Genomic DNA, 20,504 nt, shown 5'->3' on the forward strand with positions numbered 1-20,504 from the left:
ACAATAGCCGACACAGTGATATCTGCGCACCCTAAGCCCTGAAGCGTTTGAACGCGCCTTATTATGAGACCATGATGTGTCTACCATTCCGGAGAGAATTCACCATTTTCAGTTTCTAATACAAATTGAAATAAGAGGGTTCAGTCAGGCCCCCGAAGAATTCGTGGGATCAACCGGAGGTATAGGAATGATCGGGACGCCAGGGGGGAGAAAGGGGTGCGCCGCCGGTGATCGCACTAAAGAACAACGACTGGACTGCATAAGCGCTTGGAACAGATATAGCTACATTGATGGTAGGGGCAGAGCCGGAGAGGAGCTATCCGGATGTGTCGTTTTCTTCATCGAGCACCTGGTTGACGGTGAATTGCATGAGAGTCGTCTGCACCAGGTCATTGTTGGTGAGTACCATCGCGGTCAGGGGATCCTAGGACTAGCCACTAACTCGGCCATTCCCGCTCCATTCGGGCCCGTGATAAAAATACTGCCTGAGATTCCCACCACCTGCCCGGCAGCATTGATTGCTGTCGCCTCGCTGAAATATCCATAATCCAGGGTGCCGAGATCGGTCATCCCCACACCGTTTGGGCCTGTAATGAAAGCGCGGGCATTACCATTTGCGATCATCCCATACCCGGCTACCTACCGCTTTCGTTAATATCCCGGTCGACGGTCTAAGATCGCCCCAAATTACCGAGATAGGTTACTTGCCGCCAGGATTAACGATGGCTAAGGAGAAATAGTCGGCGAAGGCTGGGATCGTCAATCCAAAGCCAGCGCTGAGGGCTGCGACCAAGGCGAGATTGCGAGTTCCAGAGATGGAGACGACTTTCTCCGGTAAAAGATCAGGAGTCGGATTCGTTTGGCCATGTAGATGCTAAAGACATTTAGGATATCAACATAGAGTATCGGCATATCACCATTTCTGCCTACTCATGCCCTTCCTTTTGGCACTTCTTTCGGGGACGCGTTGCAGATGCAATCAACCCCAGGCCAAACCAGCAAAGCTATCATCAATGCCGTGGATAAATTTCCTGATTTTGTTTTCATGATAGCTATGAACCAGATAGGAGGAGAGTAAATTTATCCTAGCTCAGATAATGCTATAGGCATACTGAGGGAACCCTTGATTTCATAGTAAAGGAAACTATTAGCGATAGAAATAACCAACCAGCAATTCTATGGCAAACAGCGAGACGGTCACCCCTAATACCGTGCGGTGGTAATTGATTATCATATTAGAAGTCCAGCACGAGCCGCCAAAGTATATTGGGACAGTGTGCCCATAAGTTTGGGATAGCCTGCATAGTCTCGCTCGATAATCAGGCCCATCATATCCTCTGTGGTTTCCCTGTTAATAGAGCGGCCAGATGTGAGTGGTCTAGTTTATAGACACAGGCATGAACAACGAAGAGTCGATATAAATTTACTAGGGAACCACGGGCGCGGCAAGTCTGGAATAGCGTAAGAACTTACACGTTTCCAAAGCTTGGGTAAGAGTCTTACCTGGCAGGTTTTTACATCCAGTTAGCTTGTCGAACCGGGTCGCAAAAAGCACCAGGTGGTTGATGGTGTTTTGTAATTATAACTGTCCTTCTTTTCATATAACTTGGAGATAGCATGTCTACTTTGTTCACGATTAATATACAAAATAACAGCAGTTCCTTTCAAAACTTCTATGTCTTTCAGCAACCTGCACTCTACGTAGGAGGTCAGCAGGTGTATTCGAATAGCTTGTGGAGTCAGGGTGTGCTGCCCAGCAGTACAGGGGGGTCTTCCGCAACATTTATGATGCTTCAGCAGTTCTATGCCGGTGTTCAGCAGCAAATAACCCCCCCTGCAGTCGGAGGGGTTTCTGGATACTCATCTGCGATTCAAGCGATAGGCTTAACACCCGCAGCAGGTGGTTCCCCAACGAATAACACGACGAGCATGATCATATCCCCAGGATTAGGATTGACGCCACCTGTAAGCACAACTGGTCCTCAAACTGGTGCTTACCGGATTATCACCCCCACCTTTAATCCTACCGTAACTCCATACAATGCAGGAGCAGCATCTCAATCCCCGTCGGGTATAGTGACTCTTTCCAATTTCGTCGTTGCCCAGCCAAATCAAAACATAGATTGTCAGCCTGTACTACAGTTTTATGTACAGACTGGGACTTACACACCGGGTATGGTTATTAATTTTTCGACTTCTTCAGTAAATGCCGCCCTGTGCAATGCAACTACAGGATTCGTGACATTTAATGTTAGTTACAATGTGGATGGTACCTGGTCTGTGACGCCATCAGCTGCGACAAAAGTAATGGGGCAACCCCGAACCCAGGCACAGGTCCATCCTGCGATACCTTCGCTCTCCGCAGATGCGGCAAACAATGCAGAGATCAAGAATGAAGCCGGAACAGCGGTGATATGTACAGGTTACGCCGCTAACTTTAATGCGCCTGTCACAGTTCAAGCTCTGAGCAACCCCGGTGTTATCCATCTCCATAATGAGTATCAGGTTGGTCCCGCCGGTGGTCCTTATACCGGACGCATGTGCACAAATATAGCGGGGAATATTGCTACATTCGTGTAGCCGTTGAGGTCCGGAATCTTCTATCGGATGCCAAAACAAAGAGGGACCCGATTAACCCGATTAGGTCTCTCTTTGTTCATTAAACAATGTTCGAAAACGGTAACTTTAGAAGCTTGAACGAAGAGTTGATCGAGTAACTTTTTTTGAATTCATGTTGTTCTTCAGGCGACGATGCGGCGAGCTTCGGGTACTTGCAGAATATAGCTACTTGCAAAGATGGTAGTGCGCAAACACTTCCCCTATGCATCCGGCAAAAGACTGAAGAGATTGAGACAGTCTGCCAATAAGTTTGGGATGGCCTGTATGGTTTCGCTCGATAATCACGCCCATCATATCTCTGTAGCAATGTTGATGGAACGGACTAATGCAGTAATCAAGTTAATGCAAGCACGTGCATGGCCCCGGGGCACATCTCCCATTCCTCCGCATCCGAGAATAATACAACTTCATATATTGGTTTGCTGGGATGTCGACAGATACGTAGTTTCCGAATCGATCTGAATTCATCATTTACCTGTACACGTGGAACCATTCAGATGAACTCGACGATCCGGTTCCTTGTTCCCGCGGCCATTCGTGCACGCCCTCGCATAACACATCGTGCAGGCCACTTCGCGTTATCCCTTTGAAGGAACCACAGAGCCTTCATTTTTAATTTATGAAAGGCATAGGAGTTGAGATGACCAACGCCGCTCACCGATTGCTGGATCCGACAGCCCGGAGCGTTAAATATATTTTACTGCGACTGCCCCATGCAATAAAAATACCTCCATTGTGCCGTCCCGAGCTCGGGTGTACTGTGATATCAGATCAAATGTTTCATGATCAATCTTTGAACGCACGATGGCTGTTTATCAATCCGCAATGGCCGATATTTAAGGAATTACAGGCAGAGACGGCTGCCTGTACTCTCATAGCCCTTCTTGCGGAGCCACTGGTTCGAAGAGACCGTACGCCTTCTGTTAATATCCCGGATAGACGGCGGGGAGACAGACGGCGGGGTGATCTTGCCGTCGTCAAGGAGTTTATTGATAAGTCGTTAGCCTTGGAGTCCTTGGATGTGGCATTAATCGGGCATCAATTTGGTATGTCACGTTCATCTATTTACCGGCTGTTCGAGTCGGAGGGAGGGTTGGCTAATTACATTCGCCGTCGTCGATTACTGCACGCATTCTCGTTATTAGTCTCACCACCACCCGAAGGCCGCCTGCGTATCCTTGACGTCGCAGTCGAATGCGGATTCAGTAGCGATATGGTTTTCGCGCGAGCTTTTCGAAAAATGTTTTCGTTGACCCCAAGCGCAGTGCGTTCGATGGCCGCGCTACAAACGCCAGAGCCTGGTGATCTGTTGACGAAGCTTCAGAGCAGTTCCATGGCTGGCATGTGCGATCTTTCGCATATCCTTGGACTTTCCCCGAAACGGTAGACATTCCGGGAGGAAATCCATCCAGTCCAGTCGTTGCCACCACGGGAGGTTCTGATTTCCAGCGTTAAGTTTGGAAGTTGACCGCTCATTTAATAGATCAGTGTTGTGATTAATAACAATATTTCGTATTATTTTACGCTCACCTTTTGGATGAGTCCGCTACAGGGCAGATTGCACGGTTTTTACGGCGCATGTCAGCGTTGCAATTCCTTGGAATGGCGCACCCCGGAGTGTGGCACGAGAGGAGCCCCGCGAAGCGGGGATCAGGCAGCGCAGGGGATGCCGTGACCGCGTTCCACGTGCATGGGGCGCCCGCATCCCGCTACGGGGTCACACCTTCCTGCGGAAGGCATTGCTCCGCCCTGCGCGGTCGCACCATTCCGCGTCGTTGCGCCTTGCTCTGCACCCCAAAAATCGCACGCTCCGCCCCGTCCAACTGCCGGATTTAGGATTATTCGATATTCCCGCGGACCGAACTACTAGCCACGATAAGTTGGCTCGGGCGCTCGGATTTGCGTGCATCGTAAGTGCTGGCTGCTGGAGCACTAGGGTGTGCTGGCGAAAACGGGAAAATCAATCGAGAGAAAGGTCATTTGACTACCATCATCGAATTTTCCTTTAAAATCTACTCACGATTTATGAGCATCACGAATCGTTGATGAAGGACGTTTCTTCAATCATAAGGAGCCAGCAAATGTCATACGTATACAAGGTAATTGACTCACCTATCGGCAAATTAAAGCTTGTTGCAAATGGATCAAGGCTCTCTGCAATTTTATGGGAAAACGACAAACCAAATCGAGTACGGCTTGGCTCGATTCACGAAGATAAAGATAACCCCATTCTGGCAGAGACGGAACGGCAACTGAATGAGTATTTCGCGGGAAAAAGAAACTGTTTTGAGCTTGAACTCGACTTTGCTGGAACCGAATTTCAAAAAAAGGTTTGGGAAACGCTGTTGACTATTCCGTTCGGAGAAACTCGCAGCTACGGGGAAATCGCGGTGCAAATTGGCAATGCCAAGGCAGTTCGCGCAGTGGGCGCTGCCACTGGAAAAAATCCGATCTCTATTATCACCCCTTGCCATCGCGTAATAGGTGCATCGGGTGATCTCACGGGATTTGCTGGTGGACTCAGGGTAAAGAAGATGTTGCTCACTTTAGAAAGTGGTGATACGTCGCAAACTGCAGTATGACTGATGATGACTTATCGAGAAGTATCCATGGGGTGCGTTTTTCATCTGGATCGGATGCGAGCGTGGCCGATATCGCCGTCGCGGGTGCGAAATAAGTGTTAACAGGCCCAAGCGTATAATCTCCTGGACCAAACCACTGACTTCACAACGAGTCGCACGCCTCGAACAGCTCCGCGTGGACACTCCAGACCATGTGCTTGCGCCTGTCATTATAGGTAACCCACCTTAGGTCGCGCCGGTAAGCGTCGTTATGTGGACTAGGTCCACCTTCTACTACACTGCCGATCCCGCCTATCGGGCGAAATCCTAACCGTTGCGCCAATCTACGAAGCGACTCCTCTGCTGTACCCAACTCAGTGCCGTACGCGCCATAGCCCAGCCAGTTGCTACGATCGACGAAGCGCTCGTCCTGATCGAAGGGGCTACTCAGTAGTAGCAGGCCACCGTCGTGTATTCGATGTCGCAGTGTACGGAGAAACGCTTCCAGGTTTGGCACGCGTTCAATCAGTGCCGAGCATACAATCCCGTCGAAGAGACGGAAGGGAAGGCACTGTTCGTCAGCGACCACGAAAACCACGTTGTTGCGAACAACAGAGGACACATCCACAACGATCTCTGCATCTCCTGCGTACTTTCCGGAAACCGTCGCCTCCCCCGCGCGAAATGAAACGCAGCGATGCCGTTGTATCGTTTTGGCAACTCGAATATGAGTTTCGGAGGAATCAGCACCTACGACAACTCGAGCCCTCCGCGCGAGCTCGTGGGAGAGTCTTCCCACCGAACACCCCAGGTCGAGCACTGTAGCGCCCGGTGGGAGTTTAGTGAAGAGCATCTCGGCCATGGACCGATAGTACATATTGTTTGCTGAGGACGAATAGAAACCCGTGGCATCGTGCAGATCGAGATGAGTGCGTGCTGCCTTGTCATCCGCGATCACGTCGCGAAAGTGGGTCTGAATATAGGCGCGCGCATACGCCTCGGAGTTATACCGTCCTCTGCCAAAGTCATCCTTTCTTCCGGCCGAATGAGGTAGTCCAGAAAAGAATCCTACACCATCCTCTACACAGAAGTTGCGTTTGCATCGCAAGCAATGAAGAACCCCGGCTTCGAATGTTGAGGTCATTTCAGGAGCCACCTCAATCTTACCTGTGTATGGCACAGCTTCGAGAGGGGGCGGATTGGGAGCGTCATTTACACAGACGGGACAGACTAAGTCACTGCCTATGAGATCCAAACGCATAGAGCTCTCCTGGGTGAAAAAGACATGGCAATGACGTTACTCCTCCCCGGGCAATGCACTTTCACCTAATAGTCCTGGGATTTGGGATCTCTGAAAATCCAAAATCTGGTGCGCGCATCCCTCACGCAGGGTGTCGCAAACCTTTCATATAGGCAATCGCTTGATCAAGTGCTTCTGGGATCTGCCCATCACTCGCATAGAAAAAATGCTTGGGCTCCTCAAGCATGAAAGTCCCACGAATGCCCATCGTTATGAAAGTGCTGTCTCGCGGCACCAAGACGACGGCCTTGCGAGCTAGGGTGGGGTCCGCGCAAACAACCCCATATTCCATCGCAACCGACGAAGACCCTGGTGTCAACAGAACAACTATATGTTCAGCGATATGCATAAGTGCATGCACGCGAAGAAACAGGTTCAGAATGTCACGTGCATGGGTCATGGAGGTCATACACTCAAGTCCGCTCAGCCGCAACCGATGGCAAACCATAACGGTGCGTTCAAAGGGCAGAATTGGCTGTTCCGTAGCCAAGCGCTCCAAAACCGCTGTAGGATTGTCGAAGAGACGAATTGCATAATCTGCTGGAAAGAATGCCCCCAATATAAGGACGCGAGGCCGGGGAGCAGTACGGATTCCGAATCGCCCTTGTAATGGGATTGGAGCGACGCGGGAAAATCGCTGACTATCAACACAATCACATAAATCGTACGTTTCTCCCTCAATGAAGGCTTCTAGACTGCTAGCGCTCCGTCCGTTCTCGAAACAAGGTTTATTGAAAACCCAAGCTAGATACCTGCTCGTGGTTTGTAATCCGTACGTATCGAGAACTGCCATGCTTTGATGTAGCAACGCCCTCCCACGGCTACCATCGGTGTACAGACTTAATTCACGAGAGAAAAGCGGATAAGCAAATGTACGCTCACCGACCGGAACATGAAAGTAGTAGCTTGGCGACATAATGTTACGGAGAATCGAATCGGCCAATCCACCCTTTAACATGGGATACTGATTCATAATGCCTTCGGGGGAGTGGTGCTCGCGTACAGGTTGTGCTCAGCAATATAGGCAATGAGCTCAGGAGTCAGTAGCGGAGTCGGTACTCCGCGAGTAAGCTGATCACGGACCTGCGTTGATGACGCGCCTCGAATTCGCGGCACAAACGATTGAACAGTGCACCGGGCTAGAGTGCTACAAACGATCGAATCTTCGTCGCGTAGGCACACAATGAGTTGCCGGACCACTTCAAGCGAGTGTTCTGGGAACTGTGCGACATACCATTCTAGGGTACTTGCGCCTAATATGAGGTAAACATCATCATCTGGATGCGCTTCTTCAATGGTGCGGTGAATATCCCACAATTCAGCCTTCTCAAACCGCTCGTTATCTTTTGCTGAGAATTGGGTGAGAACACCAGGGTACGCTCCAAAAAGCAAATCAATCATTTTCTGACGATGAACTAGATTGACCAAAGCCTTATATTTGACGAGCCGGTCAGCTACAACATAGACCAAATTTAAGCCAAACTCCTGCATTGCATCCTGCACGAGGAATAAATGTGCAAGGTGTGGCGGGTTGAAACTCCCCACGAACACACCGATTCGAGATCTCCGAGCCTCGCGCGAAGTAACAGCCATGGTTTCACCCAAAGCATTTCAAGGAAATTCTGCACCAGCAACGACCTTCCCGATATAGGCCGACCGTGGATGCATCACACCAGTCAGGCCACTTTTCTGCTGTTTGCGCTGCTCAGCGATATGAGCGCTCCAGCCCGCGATACGGGCACAGGCAAACACCGTCACCAGGAGGTCTGACGGCACCCCGACTGAACGCAAGACGAGTGCGGAGTAGTACTCCACATTCGTCAGCCATGGGTGTTCAGGTTTGTGATACCTAAGGAAACTGAGGATCCGCTGCTCAAGATGGTGTACTTTGGCATGCATCTCGGGGTCCAAGACCTGAAGCATACCCTTGAATATCTCGGATCGCGGATCTATGGTCTCATACACAGGATGACCGAATCCCATGAGTCGCAAACCTTTGGCTAGCTGATCACTGCACCACTTCTCGATATCCACAGCGCATAGAGCTTCATCGATTTGGTTCAATACAAGGGGTGGGGCTCCGCCATGTAGCGGCCCTTGAAGTGCGCAAATTGCACCTATAACAGCAGGATAGTAAGTGGCGCCTGTTGAGGCGATGACACGTGCGTTCAACGTAGAGGCATTCAGGGCATGCTCTGCCATCAAGACCATGTATGTATCCATAGCCTTTGCATGTTGCTCACTCGCTTTTTCACCGCTAAGCATATAGAGAAAATTTGCGGCATGACCAAGCTCTCGAACCGCTGGCAGAGGCTTTAGGCGCTGCCTGAGACGATGAACTGCCGCCGCGATCGAAGGTAACGTCGCAACGCAAGATATCATGGTCTCCAATTCTGACTTCGCATCATCCCAGATTGCGCCCTCAGCAGCCAATACCGCCTTAACCACGTCAATTGGACGTGAATGGGATGGGAAACAATTCAAGACAGTCTGGCTGAGCTCAGAAAGGCATCTACTGTCTACAAAACCGCGCCGGAAGTCCTCCCGCTCCCTTCCTCTTGACAGAGAACCGTGCAATAGTAGGTAAAATATATCCTCAAACTCTGCATCTCGTGCCAACTCCTGAATACCGACGCCCCGAATAAAAAGTCGTCCGGTCCTTCCATCGATTAGACTAAGCTCGGTCTGTGACGCGATCAACTTATCGAATTGTACTTTTGTTGCTCGCATAGATTTCTCAAAGGCATTGTGCGGATTCATCCGCAGGGTATTGCCCCCTTGGTTAACAGGCCCTAGAGCAAGTGCTTAACAGCATCCTGCTCGCTAATCAGCTCAGCTAATGTTCTCTCGATTCGATCTTGACTGAATTCATCGAATTCCAATCCTTCGACGACGGTGTACTTTCCTCCGCTGCAGGTAACCGGGTAGCCGAATACGACGTTCTTTGGAATGCCATATTCGCCGTTGCTCGGTACCCCCATCGTGACCCACCTACCCTGCGTGCCCATAACCCAGTCGCGCATGTGGTCGATTACTGCGGTTGCTGCACTACCGGCGCTTGATTGCCCCCGTGCTTCGATGATCGCCGCGCCCCGTTTGGCAACAGTAGGCAGGAATACATCCTTGTACCAAGCATCGTCGTTTATGATGCCTTTGACACTCTCGCCTTCCATGGAAGCAAACCGATAATCCGGGTACATCGTAGAACCATGATTGCCCCAGACAGCCAAATACTTGATTAAGGAAACAGGCTTACCCATCCTGATGGCGAGTTGACTGAGGGCACGATTGTGATCCAGCCGCAGCATGGCTGTGAAGTTCTCCCGAGGCAGGCTCGGCGCGCTCTGCATCGCAATCCAAGCATTTGTATTCGCTGGATTCCCAACGACTAGCACTTTGACATTCCGGCTCGCGACAGCGTCGAGTGCCTTACCTTGGGCGGTAAATATCTGTGCGTTGGCGGCTAGAAGTTCTGTTCGTTCCATACCCGGACCGCGCGGCCGGGAACCCACCAGAAGCGCATACTCAGTGTCCTTGAAGGCGATGGTAGGATCGCTATGGGCTTCCATCCCATAGAGCAGTGGAAAAGCGCAATCTTCCAGCTCCATCATTACCCCTTTTAGTGCTGCCTGGGCCTTCTCGTTCGGAAGTTCGAGCAATTGCAGTATAACCGGCTGATCTTTTCCTAACATCTCGCCACTGGCGATGCGATAAAGCAAAGCATAGCTCACTTGACCGGCAGCACCGGTGACGGCAATCCGAACTGGTTTCGTGCTCATTGCAGCTCCTGGTTGATACGATAGAAATCGGGTAACCTAGTTAAGATGAGGGACCAAGTTATAAATGATAACGTCCTTTATCATTCACAAATCCTAAAGGAGTGCCACATCCAGATAAACCTTCGCGTTAATAACTTACCTTCCGCCGCTGGCAGATTTCCCCATTTCGGCGGCCGACAAATTCTACAATTTTTGCGGGGGGCCGTGGTAATTCCCATGTCCCATCGCCTATTTTACGCACCGCCTCGAATGGCCGGCCATCGGTGTATGTTTCCAGTTCATCCAGACCGTTTGTGGTCACGGCTACAGTATTGCCGTTAATTTCCACTTTCAGTACCGTGCGCGGGATACCCGCAAGAAATCCGGCACAAAATGCAATCATTTCCCGATTCTCGTGGAGCAGGTCGTCGAGGGTCATTTCATAGGGAATTCCCGGAACGCCCAGATCCTCTATCGGCGTCCCATCGGCGGCACCGCTGCGAAGCGCGCGGCGAATAGCCACCGTGTAGCCGACATCGGCGGGCAGGCCTTCAAGTTCAAAAGGCGTACCCACCAAGGCCTCGCGAAGATCATAATGTGTCCAGACGTTGGCCCCCCCCGCGCCGCTGCCCTCCCCCACGCATACCAGTGTGCCTATCGCATTGTCGACAAAGCCTGCGGCGAATAGATCACCCGCTGAATACGTATTGGGGTCCACCACACACACGATCGGCCCGCTATAGCGCTGGCCGATATCATTGCACCAGTCGGGATCGGTCAACGGCAAGGGTTGCGAATAAGCCTCTCCCGTGGCGATCGCCGCCTCGAGAGACGGCAGCCAGGCTTCGAACTCCATCCGGTTGAAAGGACTGCGCGCCAGGGCCCGCATCAGCGGAGTCGCCAGCACGCTAAAGCGCGCGGGGGTAACAGTATTCGGCGTGAACAGTTGCAGCAACCGCTCGGCCGCCCAGATCAATCCCCCGGGATTGCCGCGCAAATCAAGGATCAGGCCGGTTTCCGGCAAAAGATCCAGTAGCCGTATCACCTCGGCGATGAAGGCGTCATCATCATCGACATCGAAGCTCCAGATACGCAAGTAACCCAGCTCGCCCTGCGCCTTGTTTTTGATGACCTTGGCCGCGAGCGTGTCTTGAAACCAGGTCTTGATCCATCCCTTGTCGCGTGCAACGGCGACACCACTGCGCTCAGCCTGCCACACACTTCCTGAAAACATCATTTTCTTCGCGCGCCGCACGACCTCCGCCGCCGGGTTCGCGGCAATATAACGTGATGCACGCGAACCCGGCCGCTGGCTGGTTTCCGCGCGGGCGGGATGGACGACGCGCCAGGGAATACGGATCTCCCGGCGCGTCTCGCCGGACAAAATCCGGTAGCCGATGTCCACCAGCATCTCATCCGGTGGCGGCCCTCCCTCAAGCGCCCTGAAAGTAAGGGATTCCAGCGCCCTGGCACGGCGCGCGTCCGGACGTCCGCCGGTTTCCCGGTCCGAGTACAAATCCACCGCCCTGGCAAAGGGAATGCTATTCCAGCTTTCCAGCACGACGCCCGCTGTAAATTTGGGATCGCGCACCAACTGGGGTGCCGATACTTTTGAAACCACGAAAACGGGTTCATCGTGCGAACCATATTGCTCAACAAGAAATGGAAGTGTCGCCACCGCCCCTTGACCGGCCCTGGGTCCGCTATAACGGGTATGCGCATCGCGCAAGCCCAGGACAATCGAGGTAAGCGCCAGATGGAATTCCCCCTCCGACAACTCGGCGACGCGACTGCGCAGCAAATGTAATGCCTGCACCGGATCAAGCGCATAGGCGGCACGTTTCTGGGGGAGATGACAATAGGCGCCGCTGATCACGGTAACCAGCGCATCGATAATGCGCAGCCGTTCCCCGCCATCCAGCACATACGCGAGTTCTATCCGGGCACCTGCTTCGCCACCCGTCTCCCCGCGTCTGGCACGTGCCACCGGGGGGGCCGTGCCAAAAAGAAATTCGCTGAGGAGTTGCCCGGTCTGCGCTCTCAAGAGGGTGGTATCGGCGTCCCTGCCGCGGATCAGATTGATCATGTCAGTTTTTTTACGTATAAAAATCGGCCAGTCCGTCAAGTAACCCCTCATGAAATCCGCGACCGGGAATCGAAGCAAAAAATTCGCTATCGTGCGCAAGCGGCTGGATCGGCGGAACGATAATTTTCCCCAGATCTTTTGGCAGCCCTCCTACCGGCACCTTTCCCGTGGGCATGTCCAGGGCGAGACGCAAGCGCGGCGCGCCACCCGAGCGAATGGATGCAAATGCAAGACGGCGCGCACGCTCGATGGCCATCTTGGGATCAGCCCGGACTTCTTCCAGCCGCTTGAGGACATCTCCGAAAGACCAGGGCTGAGCGTCCGCGTCATCAAACCGGGTGAGGGCAAGGCGGCGCGACTGGCCACTGAGCGCCCCATTGAGGCTGATCTCGCTGGTTTGCGTCGCCCCGCCCTGCCTCATGAGCGCTTCGGTACCGTACAACGGCCGTCCGTTCACCACCACCAGCCGTACGTCGGCTTCGGTCGCATGAAGAATCGTTTTGAAGGGATCGGCCTTGGGCTTGGCCGCAATCACAGCCACATCGCCCAGCGCTCCGGGTTGCAGGCGTCCCACTTGCCGTTGCCATGCCTCGGCTAGCACGTCTCCCGGATTGGCGGTGATCATTTTAACAAGATCGAAATCCGTCAACCCCCATCCATTGGCATCGCTCACCAGCGAAGCCACCTTTAATTCACCGAGCACGTTTCGTGTGCCGGAGGGGCCCCAGTCCGAACCCACACAGAGATTGATTCCCCGCACCAGCGCCGCCGGAACATCGGTCGTAGTACCGTACAACCACAGATTTGAAAACGGCGACCAGACAATCGCACCCGGTTCACGCCAGGTATCGTAGGCTGCCGGGTCGACCGAATTGGTGTGAATGGCGACAAGGTGGCGCTGCAGGCAGCCAGCAGTGCGGGTTGCCAGATACTCCCGCTGTACGATCGATCCCGGCCGTCCCTCGGCGCAATGGTAAATGAACGTCGCTCCCTGGCGCATGCGGGTAGCCCGCTCGCCGAGCTGCTCCGATTTGAGGGTGAGCGTTGACGCCAGCACCTGGTGGCGGCCGACCTCGCCACCCAGCGTCTCATCCTCGATATTGCGCACCAGCCAGCCATCCAGCGGACGATTGCTCGGCGGTGAACCCTGGATGCTGGTCGTGCCGCCAATCAGTGCGCGTATTTCGGCATAGGCAAGCAGTTCCACCGGCGTCGACTCGATAAAGGCATAGGCGGGCCAGGTCACGCTCTCGGGATAGGTTGGCCGCGTGGGCCATATATCATGATGCGGGAAGGGTACGGTACGATTGGGCTCGACCCAGAGGGGAAGCGTTGCATACGCGAGATGGCTGTGCAGATCGATAAAACCGGGAATAACAAGATCGTTATCGACATCCACCACCGGCGTGGTCTCGAATCCCGCGGGACCTTGGGCGGAGCCTTTGGTAACCGCGGCAATGCGCCCGTCATCCCCGATCCATACCTTGCCCTGAAAGGTTGCGGTCTCGCTCGGCGCGACTTTCAGGGCCCGGCTGAGCGGGACAATGCGACCGGCAACGACAAGACTCATCAGGTCATGGACGCAACCCTAAGCGGGAAGCACCCCCTTGGGTACACGCACGACAATGGTTCTGCGCTTCTCTAGCGGAGTCTCGCCCTTTCGAGTCGCCCAGCCCTCCTCAGTGCGCATCCAGGCCGGTGTACCCGGCGGCAAATCATCCGGCAGGATATCCGGTAAATCACCGGCGGCAAAGGCGGTCCCATACGGTACCAGCGGTTCCGTTGTGTCAGGGTGGTGAATGATTGGCTTAAGCGCCGCCAAGCCATCGTTCCAGTTCTCAAGCATTTTCGTCACCGCCACCAGCCGCTCCGCGTTGGTGTCGGCCGAGCTCTCAGGCCAGGTCGGATGCGTCAGATGCTGGAATGGCAGCGAAGAACGGCCGGCCGCATCGGGAGAAGCAAGCCAGTTCTGCCATGCCGTGTTCGCGAGTCCGCCCAGGGCCACCACTGCTTCAATCGGGCTGCGATCGAGAATAGCCTTGATCCATCGGTTGCGATAAGCGGTAATCCCGGGATCGCCGATATGGCGGGTGCCGCCGCCCTGACCGTACACGCTATAGAGAAAAGTATTGATAAAAACGTAGCTGCGAGTGATGCCGAGACGCCGCAGGAAACCTTGCGCACGCTTGCCTGCCGTGCCGACGAGAATTCGCCGCGCGACCACTTCGTGCTGCGCGGGGTCCTGGCCAATGATAAGCACGCGTGCACTGCCATCCAGCCGGCCCCGATGAAAAACAGGGCCCCATTCCACCCGGAAATCGGCTGGGGGATAAATATCTTCCGCGGGATATTCCGATACAAGCTTGGCGAAGGGCTGCTTGTAATAGCCACGATCAAACGGAATAGCCATGGATTTTCCCTTTCCGGACACAGGCCTTTCGCAGCTCGCCCGGTTTTGCTGCCGGTACACGATTGAGTCCGGCTTATTTTCTGAACCGAATGCTATGGCGTGGTGGTTAAACCTGAATCCAGCGATTAACCGCTTACTTTTTGTTTAACACAACGCCACGTATAGATTTTTCATCGCTTGATCATCGCCGCGCCGGCTTATCGATTATCCCTCTCCGTTTCCGGATGCCGGGCATACCCAGGCAAAATCACGGACAAGCATTTTCGAAGGACGGAAATTGCAACCTCCCCCCTTGCAACTTCCGTCCGGTTGAAAATTTACGCTCAACATACTGCTGTGTCAACGACGCCTTCTTCCGACGGCGCGCGCTTCCTGTCCGCCCACACGATATTATTTGGCAAGATCGATCAGTTGATCGAGCAACACCCTCTTCTGCTCACCCAATTCAGCGTAACGCGAATACAAGCGGTTGAGGTCGCGGGTGTATTGCTCGATACGTTCCTGGCGCTCCCTCTGCATCCGCACGTTATCGTCATAGCTTTGAGGAGGATTGTCCTTCAGTCCGCCCATGGCGTAAGCCGCCATCGAGTCAGCCGGTTGTATTCCCTGGGGATAATTCTGCTGGATCTCATTGCGGCGCAACTCCTGCGTCATCTGGAATTGCTGGTACACGGCCTGCTGCTCCTGTTGCACGTGATTCAATGCCATTTCCAGCTGCGCGACGCGGGGATTTGGTATCGGCGGAGCGACTTTTGGATAGGGGTTTGAAGCAGTCTGCGCCAAGGCGGAACCCGCCATACTTGAACCGAGTAAAAACAGGGCAAGAATTATTGGCTTCATGATTCCTCCTGGAAATGGGCAGGGGATTCCATTACGGTAGCCGCGGTGATAACCTGCCTGGCAATACCTGCTTGCATGTTGTTTATCTACATACTGCCACAGTATATCCGAGACCATCATGTCTGGCGATGATCCCCACGCGGACGCCCAGTCACCATGGGAAATCAATTCGGGCTGTTTTAGCTGCCTAAGGCCTCTAACAGACCCACGCATAAGGCGCTTTATCCAATCCTATGGCATAATCAGGTCGGTGCTTCATGCGATGTGTATATAGAGGTATCTCTATTCGATCAATGACCGTTAAGCATTAGGACTGTGGTGGAAATTCGACACGTCATTTCCTCTGCATTCCGCAAGCGCCAAGTGGCTCACCATACTTAACGCAAACTGTATTTTCAGATTTAGGAGAACGATATGACAAGTGAGACAACCGGTAACGATACTGAAAATGCGAAAGTGGAGAAAGCTGACGCCAATGACCGCGCGAAAATTGGAAAGAATATTGTCTACTTCGCGCTAAGCGTTATAGGTATTCTTGGTTTTGTTTCAATTCTGGCCGCATCCTTTGGAACTGCTGGAGAAAAAAGTTTTACTCAGGTAAAGGACATATTGGGGATACTTTTGCCTGTCCTTGGCACATGGGTTGGGACTGTGCTCGCATTTTATTTCTCAAAAGAGAATTTCGTCGCTGCCGCGCAACAAACTTCCAATCTGGTGCGCCAGTTAACACCGGACCAAAAATTACAGGCTATCCCGGTCGAAGAAGCGATGATATCGATAACTGCCCCAACCACCGTCAAATTAACCCTGAACAAGGCAGAAGAGGAAATCAAACTCAAAGCAGACATACTTGATGCGCTGCTCCCGGAGGGAGGCAAGAACCGTTTACCCTGCGTCGATCCGGAAGGAAAAATCAAGTATGTCATTCATCGCAGCATAATCGAAGGGTACATTTCCAAGCAGGCTTTTTCAGGAAGCGCCAATCTGGCTGATCTCACGCTCAAGGATATGCTGGCCGTCAATCAAATCCAGCGCATTGCAACCGCTTTTGGCGCCGTAGGCCAAAACGCCAAACTGAATGCCGTCAAAACGCTTATGGATGGCAATCCAGAATGTTCGGATGTCTTCGTGACCGTGGATGGAACGAAAAACGGTAACGCCGTGGGATGGATAACCAATGCTATCCTGGCCGAAAAATCCAAGGTTTAATTGACCGGAGTCCAGCACTCGGCCATTTCATCCGCGTCAACTTCAGGTTCTATCGATCTTGATTCGCGATGTTGCTAGCAGCCTGCCGGACTTGAAGAATCGAAGCGAAAAAGTGACTGGGCGAGGACAGATTTTGACGATTTTGAAGGCCAATAGTTGTTCTATTGGCCGAAAAAGCGGTGAAATATGCACCGTCCAGACGCTTTTGCAGCCGATTTCCTTTAAGCCCGACAGGCTGCTAGGCTGCTTTCCAGGCTGTCCACGCATCCAGAGTTTTTACGGAAGCACGATCTGCTAAAACATCCGCCAACCTCGGCAGCCACTCTGATTCAGGATGATTAGCCTTAAGTGCTTGGGCAATTACGCCGGAGAAGTCCCATTCGCCCGTGCGGATGGAGAATTCACTAATCAGGCGCTTAAGTTCAATGAGTGCATTGGTGTATGCCAGGGGAGCGCAACAATAAGCATACATCCAGCACTCTGCGTTGATTGTGGCGGGTTGTTTAGCATTCAGCAGTTCTATAGCAATATCCAAGACGGATCTCGCTTCGTCCATCTGACCTTTGGCAAACAGTAAGCCAGCATAGTTGCCCAAGTTAATTGCATCCTTCGGATCGGCTTCCAGAGCACGCTTGTACATCGCCTCGGCCGCACCAAAATCCTTGCGGTGGTTTTTCAGAAAGTTGGCGTAGTTGCACAAGGCATTCGCATTCTTCGGATCGGCTTCCAGCGCACGCTTGTACATCGACTCGGCCGCATCAAAATCCTTACGGTTGTTTTTCAGGAAGAGGGCATAGTTGCCCAGATTATTCGCATTCTTCGGATCGGCTTCCAGCGCACGCTTGTATATCGCCTCGGCCGCACCAAAGTCCTTGCGGTCGTTTGTCAGAAAGTGGGCGTAGTTGCCCAAAGCATTCGCATTCTTCGGATCGACTTCCAGCGTACGCTTGTACATCGCCTCGGCCGCATCAAAGTCCTTGCGGTTATCATCCAGAAAGAGGGCGTAGTTGCCTAAAGCATTCGCATTCTTCGGATCGACTTCCAGCGCACGCTTGTACATCGCCTCGGCCGCATCAAAGTCCTTGCGGTTATCATCCAGAAAGAGGGCGTAGTTGCCTAAAGCATTCGCATTCTTCGGATCGGCTTCCAGCGCACGCTTGTACATCGCCTCGGCCGCATCAAAGTCCTTGCGGGTGTCAGCCAGAAAGAGGGCGTAGTTGCCCAAGTTAATTGCATTCTTCGGATCGGCTTCCAGCGCACGCTTGTACATCGCCTCGGCGGCATCAAAGTCCTTGCGGGTATTTTTCAGGAAGACAGCGTAGATGCCCAAGTAAATTGCATTCTTCGGATCAGCTTCCAGCGCACGCTTGAGCATCGCCTCGGCCGCATCAAAGTCCTTGCGGGTGTCTTTCAGGAAGACAGCGTAGTTGCCTAAAGCATTTGCATTCTTCGGATCGGCTTCCAGCGCACGCTTGTACATCGCCTCGGCCGCATCAAAGTCCTTGCGGTTGTCATCCAGAAAGAGGGCGTAGTTGCCCAAATTATTCGCATTCTTCGGATCGACTTCCAGCGCACGCTTGTACATCGCCTCGGCCGCATCAAAGTCCTTGCGGGTGTCTTTCAGGAAGACAGCGTAGTTGCCCAAGTTAATTGCACTCTTCGGATCGGCTTCCAGCGCACGCTTGTACATCGCCTCGGCCGCATCAAAGTCCTTGCGGGTGTCTTTCAGGAAGACAGCGTAGTTGCCCAAGTTAATTGCACTCTTCGGATCGGCTTCCAGCGCACGCTTGTACATCGCCTCGGCCGCATCAAAGTCCTTGCGGGTGTCAGCCAGAAAGAGGGCGTAGTTGCCCATTAACTCGGCGCTTGAGGGTAACATTGTAATCCCTTCCAGGTAGATATGATGGCGTTTCTCCGGGTCAGCCTCGGCACGAGCCCGCATTTCCCACGACCACCAGTCATTCGGGTCCTTGAACGCCTCCACCAATACCTGACGGGTCGCCTGTTGATCAACACCTGAGATCATGGCTGGGACAATTTTTTGGAGGTTCTGCGCTTGTTCACGGTAGTTCACGGCCCTTTTCTTGCCGAGATCTTCAATGCGGCTAGAGATTTTTGCCATGTCGAAATTGGGAATCAGTTTCGCGGCCAACTGCAACATGAATTCGTCGAAACCTGGTATCGCAACCATTACGCCGCCATGATTTACCAATAAGCTCTTCACCAAGGCTGACGGAGGCGATCCGGCTTGATAGCACCAGATGATCCGGCCGGTAATATCGCCGGATTTCAAACTGTTCAAGAACCCCATCAGGCTGCCATCGTTGCCACCATAGCCAATCACCAGCGGCATATAATGCTTGAACAGACGAGTGAGTGCTTCCGTCCAGCCTTTCTCCAATGTCCCCACCCCTACTGTGTCGTTCTTGGGGTCAAGAAACAGATCGCGATGTATTTTGGCGACCAGCGGTCTACGCAATGCCGCCCGGACATATCCGGTAAGCGACTCATGCCCTACTATCAGTGGGGGTTTGTGGGCATGAATCGCTAAAGCATCGGCCACCAGATTGTCGAAATTGGTAGTGACAACGACCTTGTGCCGGGTTTGTTGCATGATCTCGGCCAGCAACGAATACCCGAGGCTAGGCTCTTTGCCATCCATGGCCGCTTCAAGCGCAGCAAATCCGGATTCAGGATCACCACGAAAACGGCGCTCGAATATCCGGGGGTAGAACTCAGCCGCATGATCCCATGTGAGACCATCAATTCCCAGCGTATTGGAGGCTATCCATGTATTACGATCTAAATCGTCGCGACACTCGCGTATATGTAACTCATTCAACCAATTCTCCGCCATTGCTTTTCCGGTAGAGATGCCGGATGAAAAAGAGGCGCCTGAACCAAGCAGGAAAGCTAAGGAACGGTCCGGCATGGACTTATTGAGACTCGCTATTTCCTCAAGCACACCCGCTACTGTCCATTCCAATGGAGATTTTGTAGACGCTGGCTCATTCATCAATACGCCTCTATACTATTTTCCGTAGAGTGAGTGGAACGCAGCAAGATAGACTTCTCCCAGCAATTCCGCATCCAGCTGCGCCCCGTGCAATGTGCGTCGGGAATTATCGACCTTATAGTGCTAGCTAAACACATCCAGATGGCTTCTCGTTCTGGATAATGCTGTTTGGCTATTTTCAAGGTATCGGTTACCGAATGGCATATGTGTTCAATGGTTGTAATTCGGCCAACCCCAATTCATGATCGAGAAATGCAATATTCAACACGGTGTTGTGCATGATAAGCTCCGTTCCTCAAAAAAATCGAGCAGCTTGGGCGTCGAACGATATAACGTAGTCAGGATAATCGTCGTCCGGTTACGAAAAACTCTCAGGTCTATTCGCTCCCCCGTTCGCCCGTACTGATACGTCCACTCTCGTTTACGTCGAGGACATAGACCTTACCGGCACCATGTTGATGAGTGTTGGCAACCGTCATTACTTCATTGAAAATACATTCCACCAGATTATCAGGAGCGAAAATTTCAATGCGCTTTTTTGGTACGTACGGCGTGAAATCTCGTCCAGTAATTAGTTTGACTCGCCCGAAGCCCTCGCAATCGGATACGCTCATACCCGGGAAATCAGGTATTTCAAGCAGCGTCTGGGTGAGTTTTGATAGCATGAAAGGCTCAATATAGGCGCGGATTTCTTTCATGGTGATG

At 52.7% G+C, this 20,504-nt stretch carries 16 protein-coding genes; 4 read left to right on the plus strand and 12 right to left on the minus strand.

Translation table 11 applies throughout. The annotated features are described in order from the left end of the window. Positions 1-414: 414 nt before the first annotated feature. Positions 415-624 carry a hypothetical protein gene (locus BLR00_RS11545; RefSeq protein ID WP_074632745.1) on the minus strand — a complete coding sequence of 70 codons (210 nt, stop codon included), beginning with the start codon at positions 622-624 and terminating at the stop codon, positions 415-417. 993 nt (positions 625-1,617) lie between these two features. On the opposite strand from BLR00_RS11545, the gene BLR00_RS11550 reads away from it, so the two are divergent. The 3 genes from BLR00_RS11550 to BLR00_RS11560 all read left to right on the plus strand — a co-directional run bounded on the left by BLR00_RS11550 (position 1,618) and on the right by BLR00_RS11560 (position 5,201). After that, entirely contained in the window at positions 1,618-2,580 is a 963-nt protein-coding gene (locus BLR00_RS11550) for a hypothetical protein (RefSeq protein WP_074632746.1), read from the plus strand. 814 nt (positions 2,581-3,394) lie between these two features. Then, on the plus strand, positions 3,395-4,006 hold the full coding sequence (locus tag BLR00_RS11555) for a helix-turn-helix transcriptional regulator (RefSeq protein ID WP_176759977.1): 612 nt from the start codon (positions 3,395-3,397) through the stop codon (positions 4,004-4,006). Between the two features lie 694 nt (positions 4,007-4,700). Further along, on the plus strand, positions 4,701-5,201 hold the full coding sequence (locus BLR00_RS11560) for a methylated-DNA--[protein]-cysteine S-methyltransferase (protein WP_074632750.1): 501 nt from the start codon (positions 4,701-4,703) through the stop codon (positions 5,199-5,201). Between the two features lie 142 nt (positions 5,202-5,343). On the opposite strand, the gene BLR00_RS11565 is transcribed toward BLR00_RS11560, so the two are convergent. The 9 genes from BLR00_RS11565 to BLR00_RS11605 form a co-directional block, all read right to left on the minus strand. Then, the gene (locus tag BLR00_RS11565) at positions 5,344-6,324 is read right to left on the minus strand and encodes a methyltransferase domain-containing protein (protein WP_176759978.1); all 981 of its coding nucleotides are present in this window, start codon (positions 6,322-6,324) and stop codon (positions 5,344-5,346) included. A 238-nt stretch (positions 6,325-6,562) separates the two neighbouring features. Continuing rightward, on the minus strand, positions 6,563-7,453 hold the full coding sequence (locus BLR00_RS11570) for a hypothetical protein (RefSeq protein ID WP_074632755.1): 891 nt from the start codon (positions 7,451-7,453) through the stop codon (positions 6,563-6,565). Beyond that, the gene (locus BLR00_RS11575; RefSeq protein WP_074632758.1) at positions 7,450-8,073 is read right to left on the minus strand and encodes an adenylyltransferase/cytidyltransferase family protein; all 624 of its coding nucleotides are present in this window, start codon (positions 8,071-8,073) and stop codon (positions 7,450-7,452) included. The genes BLR00_RS11570 and BLR00_RS11575 overlap by 4 nt, the downstream gene beginning before the upstream one ends. A gap of 18 nt (positions 8,074-8,091) precedes the next feature. After that, the gene (locus BLR00_RS11580) at positions 8,092-9,240 is read right to left on the minus strand and encodes a citrate/2-methylcitrate synthase (protein ID WP_081346736.1); all 1,149 of its coding nucleotides are present in this window, start codon (positions 9,238-9,240) and stop codon (positions 8,092-8,094) included. A 32-nt stretch (positions 9,241-9,272) separates the two neighbouring features. Continuing rightward, complete coding sequence (locus BLR00_RS11585) at positions 9,273-10,259, minus strand: malate dehydrogenase (RefSeq protein ID WP_074632764.1); 987 nt, start codon at positions 10,257-10,259, stop codon at positions 9,273-9,275. Between the two features lie 127 nt (positions 10,260-10,386). Beyond that, positions 10,387-12,375 carry a S41 family peptidase gene (locus BLR00_RS11590; RefSeq protein ID WP_256324129.1) on the minus strand — a complete coding sequence of 663 codons (1,989 nt, stop codon included), beginning with the start codon at positions 12,373-12,375 and terminating at the stop codon, positions 10,387-10,389. After that, the gene (locus BLR00_RS11595) at positions 12,335-13,894 is read right to left on the minus strand and encodes an amidohydrolase family protein (RefSeq protein WP_074632767.1); all 1,560 of its coding nucleotides are present in this window, start codon (positions 13,892-13,894) and stop codon (positions 12,335-12,337) included. Before BLR00_RS11595 ends, BLR00_RS11590 begins: the two co-directional genes overlap by 41 nt. 18 nt (positions 13,895-13,912) lie before the next feature. Then, positions 13,913-14,734 carry a uracil-DNA glycosylase family protein gene (locus tag BLR00_RS11600; RefSeq protein WP_074632769.1) on the minus strand — a complete coding sequence of 274 codons (822 nt, stop codon included), beginning with the start codon at positions 14,732-14,734 and terminating at the stop codon, positions 13,913-13,915. Positions 14,735-15,124: 390 nt separating this feature from the next. Continuing rightward, on the minus strand, positions 15,125-15,574 hold the full coding sequence (locus BLR00_RS11605; protein WP_074632772.1) for a hypothetical protein: 450 nt from the start codon (positions 15,572-15,574) through the stop codon (positions 15,125-15,127). Positions 15,575-15,988: 414 nt separating this feature from the next. On the opposite strand from BLR00_RS11605, the gene BLR00_RS11610 reads away from it, so the two are divergent. Further along, on the plus strand, positions 15,989-16,783 hold the full coding sequence (locus tag BLR00_RS11610) for a hypothetical protein (protein ID WP_074632774.1): 795 nt from the start codon (positions 15,989-15,991) through the stop codon (positions 16,781-16,783). 238 nt (positions 16,784-17,021) lie between these two features. On the opposite strand, the gene BLR00_RS11615 is transcribed toward BLR00_RS11610, so the two are convergent. Both BLR00_RS11615 and BLR00_RS11620 read right to left on the minus strand, forming a co-directional pair. Then, a complete protein-coding gene (locus BLR00_RS11615) occupies positions 17,022-19,799 on the minus strand; it encodes a tetratricopeptide repeat protein (RefSeq protein WP_074632776.1) in 2,778 nt (925 codons plus the stop codon). 377 nt (positions 19,800-20,176) lie between these two features. Then, entirely contained in the window at positions 20,177-20,497 is a 321-nt protein-coding gene (locus BLR00_RS11620) for a P-II family nitrogen regulator (RefSeq protein ID WP_074632777.1), read from the minus strand. Positions 20,498-20,504: the final 7 nt, after the last annotated feature.

It is taken from the genome of Nitrosospira multiformis, from assembly GCF_900103165.1.
GTDB lineage: Bacteria > Pseudomonadota > Gammaproteobacteria > Burkholderiales > Nitrosomonadaceae > Nitrosospira > Nitrosospira multiformis_D.

Coding starts and splice junctions, on each gene's coding strand:
- BLR00_RS11545 (WP_074632745.1), bottom strand. CDS start 624: ATGATCGCAAATGGTAATGCCCGCGCTTTCATTACAGGCCCAAACGGT.
- BLR00_RS11550 (WP_074632746.1), top strand. CDS start 1,618: ATGTCTACTTTGTTCACGATTAATATACAAAATAACAGCAGTTCCTTT.
- BLR00_RS11555 (WP_176759977.1), top strand. CDS start 3,395: ATGTTTCATGATCAATCTTTGAACGCACGATGGCTGTTTATCAATCCG.
- BLR00_RS11560 (WP_074632750.1), top strand. CDS start 4,701: ATGTCATACGTATACAAGGTAATTGACTCACCTATCGGCAAATTAAAG.
- BLR00_RS11565 (WP_176759978.1), bottom strand. CDS start 6,324: ATGACCTCAACATTCGAAGCCGGGGTTCTTCATTGCTTGCGATGCAAA.
- BLR00_RS11570 (WP_074632755.1), bottom strand. CDS start 7,453: ATGAATCAGTATCCCATGTTAAAGGGTGGATTGGCCGATTCGATTCTC.
- BLR00_RS11575 (WP_074632758.1), bottom strand. CDS start 8,073: ATGGCTGTTACTTCGCGCGAGGCTCGGAGATCTCGAATCGGTGTGTTC.
- BLR00_RS11580 (WP_081346736.1), bottom strand. CDS start 9,240: ATGAATCCGCACAATGCCTTTGAGAAATCTATGCGAGCAACAAAAGTA.
- BLR00_RS11585 (WP_074632764.1), bottom strand. CDS start 10,259: ATGAGCACGAAACCAGTTCGGATTGCCGTCACCGGTGCTGCCGGTCAA.
- BLR00_RS11590 (WP_256324129.1), bottom strand. CDS start 12,375: ATGAGGGGTTACTTGACGGACTGGCCGATTTTTATACGTAAAAAAACT.
- BLR00_RS11595 (WP_074632767.1), bottom strand. CDS start 13,894: ATGAGTCTTGTCGTTGCCGGTCGCATTGTCCCGCTCAGCCGGGCCCTG.
- BLR00_RS11600 (WP_074632769.1), bottom strand. CDS start 14,734: ATGGCTATTCCGTTTGATCGTGGCTATTACAAGCAGCCCTTCGCCAAG.
- BLR00_RS11605 (WP_074632772.1), bottom strand. CDS start 15,574: ATGAAGCCAATAATTCTTGCCCTGTTTTTACTCGGTTCAAGTATGGCG.
- BLR00_RS11610 (WP_074632774.1), top strand. CDS start 15,989: ATGACAAGTGAGACAACCGGTAACGATACTGAAAATGCGAAAGTGGAG.
- BLR00_RS11615 (WP_074632776.1), bottom strand. CDS start 19,799: ATGAATGAGCCAGCGTCTACAAAATCTCCATTGGAATGGACAGTAGCG.
- BLR00_RS11620 (WP_074632777.1), bottom strand. CDS start 20,497: ATGAAAGAAATCCGCGCCTATATTGAGCCTTTCATGCTATCAAAACTC.